General features: G+C 69.8%; 6 protein-coding genes. 3 read left to right on the top strand and 3 right to left on the bottom strand.

Going from position 1 to position 4,248, the window contains the following annotated elements; translation table 11 throughout:
• Window positions 1-24: 24 nt before the first annotated feature.
• Entirely contained in the window at window positions 25-351 is a 327-nt protein-coding gene (locus ADK55_RS10710; RefSeq protein ID WP_053677396.1) for a hypothetical protein, read from the bottom strand.
• A gap of 43 nt (window positions 352-394) precedes the next feature.
• Between ADK55_RS10710 and ADK55_RS10705 the strand changes: the two genes are divergently transcribed.
• Window positions 395-727: a hypothetical protein gene (locus ADK55_RS10705; protein ID WP_053677394.1), complete on the top strand. Its 333-nt coding sequence runs from the start codon at window positions 395-397 to the stop codon at window positions 725-727.
• A 2-nt stretch (window positions 728-729) separates the two neighbouring features.
• The gene (locus tag ADK55_RS10700) at window positions 730-1,089 is read left to right on the top strand and encodes a DUF6233 domain-containing protein (protein WP_053677392.1); all 360 of its coding nucleotides are present in this window, start codon (window positions 730-732) and stop codon (window positions 1,087-1,089) included.
• A 76-nt stretch (window positions 1,090-1,165) separates the two neighbouring features.
• Here ADK55_RS10700 and ADK55_RS10695 read toward each other — a convergent pair whose 3' ends face one another.
• Entirely contained in the window at window positions 1,166-1,822 is a 657-nt protein-coding gene (locus tag ADK55_RS10695) for a hypothetical protein (RefSeq protein WP_159041352.1), read from the bottom strand.
• Window positions 1,823-2,219: 397 nt separating this feature from the next.
• Complete coding sequence (locus tag ADK55_RS10690) at window positions 2,220-2,738, bottom strand: hypothetical protein (protein WP_159041351.1); 519 nt, start codon at window positions 2,736-2,738, stop codon at window positions 2,220-2,222.
• Between the two features lie 195 nt (window positions 2,739-2,933).
• On the opposite strand from ADK55_RS10690, the gene ADK55_RS10685 reads away from it, so the two are divergent.
• Window positions 2,934-4,085, top strand: coding sequence for an ISAs1 family transposase (locus ADK55_RS10685; protein ID WP_234349994.1), 1,152 nt, complete (start codon window positions 2,934-2,936; stop codon window positions 4,083-4,085).
• The last annotated feature ends 163 nt before the right edge of the window (window positions 4,086-4,248 follow it).

The raw sequence follows: 4,248 nt of genomic DNA, 5'->3' as shown, positions 1-4,248 counted from the left end.
TCCCCAAGCGGCACGAGGGGTAACTCACCTCGTGGCCGGGGGGTACTGCCATTCCGAGCCGATGCCCGGGGGCAGGGCGGTGAGGCGGCCGCCGATGACGCGCTTCTCGACGGCGGGCTCACCGCCGGGGGCGGCGACGGCGGCTCGGTGGAGCGCGATGCGGGCGTCGGGGGTGTGGGGGTGCTCCCGCCAGTGGGGGTGTTCGCCGATCCGCACGGAGAGGCGGAACAGCCGCTGGTCGAGCTCGGCCCGCCGCTCGGGGGTCGGCGTGGCGGAGGTCTCGTTATAGGCGCGGATGCTCTCCTGTTTCAGGTGGATCAGGGCGGCGGGGAAAAGCCAGTTTTCGGCCATGTCCTGATTACAACATAAAATCGAACAGGCGTATGATTGAGGAATGGCCATCGACTACCCCCCTCGTCTCGTCGCGCTGCAAGCGCAGCTGCATCGCGTCCGCTCCCAGCACGCGGAGCTCTGCGCGACGCTGTCGTGGTCGGCGGAGCCGCTGGAGGGCTGGCAGGCTCGGGAGGGCGTCTACTCCCACCGCGGCGACGTCGCGCCGAGTCCCGGCTACACACCGGAGCAGCGGGTACGGAAGGCGGCTTTCGAGCGTCGACTGAGCCGGTTGGCCGGCCTGGTTTTGACCGATCCGTTCTGGTCGACGCTGGAGCGCGGGGACGTGGTCGAGGCGCGGATGGGACTCAAGCGCGCCCTGGTCCAGGGGGCGTAGTCGTGGACCTGGCGGGCGGCCCCGCATGGCTCCCGCCGGACCTGGAGCGCCTGCGGACGGTGGAGACGCTCCTGTCGGTCCTCCTTGACGAGACCCGGGTCCGGATTGCCGCGGTGGAGGCTGAGGAGCGGGTGCGCGCGGACGCGGCCCGACACCGGCCGCCGGTGGTGGAGTGGGTCATCGAGTACGGGATCGACGAGGCCGGCCGCTCGGTCCTCGTCCACACCGGTGACTGCCCGCTGGTCTCCGGTCGCTCCCGCCCGGCCACGCGCGCCCAGGCGGTCGAGGCGCTGCGAGACTCGATGGCGCGCGCGTGCGCGATCTGCCGGGTGGACTCCGCCTTGGGGCTCCTCGACGTCTGAAGTACATGCCGGCGCGCTCCCTGTGGCGGCGGGTGTTCAGTGTTGAAACCGCGACGCGAGGGGTGTGCCCCCATGTTCAGGTGCAGTCGGTGAGCCCGGTGAGGTCCGGGTCGCACAACTTGCATGTGCGGTACCGCTTGCCACCTCGGGTGCCGGTGTGTTCCCCGATCCATGAGGCGGCCTCGTGCCGTGGCAGGGCGGTGTACTGGGTCCAGAACGCGGTGGACAGGTGGCCGTCGTGGGCGTAGTCGCGCAGGTTTCGCCACACGGGCCAGCGAGGGTCATCCCCCGCGTTGACGCTTCGCAAGTGATCACGCACGTACCAGCACGTGACGCGGTGCAGGCTGCTGCCGCTGGCGCTGAACGGGTACAGGTCCGGCTGTGCGTGACGGGCCTTCTGCTCCACGGCGTGCGCATGGTGCGCCTCGAACTCGGGCTTCTTCGCCCGGCAGGTGTCGCAGTCACCGAAGCATCGGCGTCGTGCCCGTCGCTCGGGGTCGGCTTCTCCGGGGTCGTTGTAGACGGCGATCTCATGCGCGCGGGCGGCCAGCTGTTCGCGGACGTCGTCCAGGCTCACCACACCGGCGCGGGCAAGGTCGATCAGTTCGAGGACGGCGGGCAGTTCGACGCTGACGCCCCAACCGTCGGTCCAGCAGCGTTCAGGCGGGAAGTCCATTCCCCAAGTCGTGCGGACGTCGGCGACCTGGTCGCCGGTGCTGAGCGTGACCGTCATCAGTTCCATGTTGGGCAACGCGGGTGTCCTCCGTGCTGGTGCGGGCCGGCGCCCCCCGGAGGAGACCGTAGCGGCCGGCCGGGCTCGGATGGAAACCTTCACACCCGAACCGACCGGCCGGGAGCGGTGGGACGCTCGCCCGGCGTTGCGCTCGGAAGCCGGCCCCCGGCGCCGGAACCGGCCTGCGCCGCGATGTCGGTTCCCGGCGGTCGAGTGGTGGCCGTCTTCGGCTCTGTCGCAACGAGGAGGTCGAGGACCTGCCGGGCGTGGTCCGTGGGCTCGATGCCTTCGGGCGCCTCCTCGCTTCGCTGCCCGGCCAAGCTCCACGTCCCGGGGTCGCCGGAGGCGCTGAGGTGGTAGCGGCTTCGATGCATCTCACCCGAACGTGTGTGCGGGCCTACTGGCCGGCCCTGGTTCCCCGAGTGCCGAACGCCGCGGTGGCGCGGCGGTACGCACGCCCGGTCAGTCCGCTGGCCCTGGCCGGGAGGCTGCGGAGCATGCCCGCGAGTCGTTGCCTTCCCGATCGGGCGCGACGGGGTTGTTCGGGGGCGGCGGCGATCCACTCGGCGGCGGCCTCGGCGAACTCTTCTCGGTGGCGCCTGAGATTGCGGAGAGCGGATTCGTGTCGGGCACGCGAGTTCCGGCGGATTGCCATTTGGTGCTGGGGCTCGATCATCGGCCAGATGGCCAGGCCGGTTTCGTCCTCCCAGTGCCTCGCTTCCTGCTCATGAGCGTCGAAGTCGAAGGGCCTTCTTTCCTCGAAGGCCACCATCTGCATGCGGTGCACTTGGTTCACGAATGCCTCGGCGCCAGCGAACTTGGCCTCGTGGCGCTTGCCGGTACGGGGGTCGATGGGATTGGTCATGTCGTCGATCACGGCGTGCTCCTGATTCGCCTGGTGGACGAGATTCTGCAAGGCCCTTTCCTCCGGCGTCTCAGGCATTGCGGAGTACGTCGCCTCGCATGTCCCAGGGGCGTTTCAAAGTCCCCGCAAGCGCTTGAGTCCGCAGGTCGCGGATGTGCAAGGGGTCGGGACTGGCCCGTCACGAACGCAACGAAGCTCCGGTTGGACGGGGTGACCTCCAAGTCGCCTCGAACCACCGGAGCTTCGATGTGCCGCAAGTCTGCCACCGTCTGCCTGATCAAGTCGCCGGTCCTGGACAAGGTGGCGGGACTGTCGCTGGTGGAGCGGCTGCGGCTGCTGCCCGATCCGCGTCGGCGCCGAGGGGTGCGTCACCCGTTCGTGGCCGTGCTGCTGGTTGCCGCCTCCGCCGTCGTCGGTGGCGCGCAGTGGTTCGCGGCCATCGGCCAGTGGGCCGCGAACGCCCCGCAGCACGCCCTGGCCCGGCTGGGCGCCCGCGTCGTTGGGGCACTCGGCGTACGGGTCACGCCGAGTGTCGCGACAATCCGCCGGGTCGTCGGCATGGCCTGCCCCGGGGGCCTGGCCGATCTGACCGGCGCTGATCCCGCCGGCTCGGAATCACTGGCCATCGACGGCAAGGCCGCCCGCGGCTCCCGGCACGGCACCTCGCCCGCCGCCCACCTCCTGGCCGCGATGGCCGACGACGGCCGGACCGTCACCCAACTGCGCGTCCCCGACAAGACGAATGAGATCACCTGCTTCGCGGCGCTGCTGGAGCCCTTCGACTTGACCGGGGTCACCATCACCGCGGACGCGCTCCATACCCAGCGCGGCCACGTCCGCTTCCTCGTCGAGGAGAAGAAGGCCCACTACCTGTTCGTGGTCAAGGCCAACCAGCCCGAACTGCACCGTCGGCTGAAGTCGTTGCCATGGAAGGACGTCACCTCGCGCCGCTACGACCGCGAGAGGGGCCACGGCCGCCGGGAGACCCGGGCGACCAGGGCACTCACCGTCACCGACCTCGGCCTGGACTTCCCCCACGCAGCCCAGGCCGTGCGCATCCTGCGCCACCGCACCGACCTGACGACCGGCAAGGTCAGTCGCGAGACCGTTTACGCGGTCACGGACCTGACCTCACATCAGGCATCGCCGCAGCGGCTCGGCCGGCTCGCCCGCTCGCAGTGGACCATCGAGAACCGGCTTCACTTCGTTCGCGACACCACCTTCCGCGAGGACGCCTCGAAGATCCGAACCGGCCACGGCCCCGAGAACATGGCAACCCTGCGCAACCTGGCGACCAACACCGTCCGCACAGCCGGGCACCAGAACGTCGCCGCCGCCCTCCGACACGCCTCCTACGAACCGTTCACCCGCCCGCTCGACCTCCTGGGCATCGCCTGACCAGCACACGCACAAGATCATCAGACTTTGCTCTTTGCGAGCCCTCGCATTGCTGCGAGCCTTCGCGTCCTGAGATGCGGCGGTTTCGAGGTGCGTGCATTGTGGTAATAGGCCGAGCTTCGATCACGAACCCGAGGACTTGCACGTCGCGGGCCCTCAGGTG

Source organism: Streptomyces sp. WM4235, assembly GCF_001279725.1.
Lineage (GTDB): Bacteria > Actinomycetota > Actinomycetes > Streptomycetales > Streptomycetaceae > Streptomyces.
Note: the sequence above shows the minus strand (reverse complement) of the source record. Positions and strands in the feature narration are given on the sequence as shown.

What these genes read in the sequence shown, in the direction of transcription:
- ADK55_RS10705 (WP_053677394.1), top strand. Translation starts at nt 395, where the DNA reads ATGGCCATCGACTACCCCCCTCGTCTCGTCGCGCTGCAAGCGCAGCTG.
- ADK55_RS10710 (WP_053677396.1), bottom strand. Translation starts at nt 351, where the DNA reads ATGGCCGAAAACTGGCTTTTCCCCGCCGCCCTGATCCACCTGAAACAG.
- ADK55_RS10695 (WP_159041352.1), bottom strand. Translation starts at nt 1,822, where the DNA reads ATGACGGTCACGCTCAGCACCGGCGACCAGGTCGCCGACGTCCGCACG.
- ADK55_RS10685 (WP_234349994.1), top strand. Translation starts at nt 2,934, where the DNA reads ATGTGCCGCAAGTCTGCCACCGTCTGCCTGATCAAGTCGCCGGTCCTG.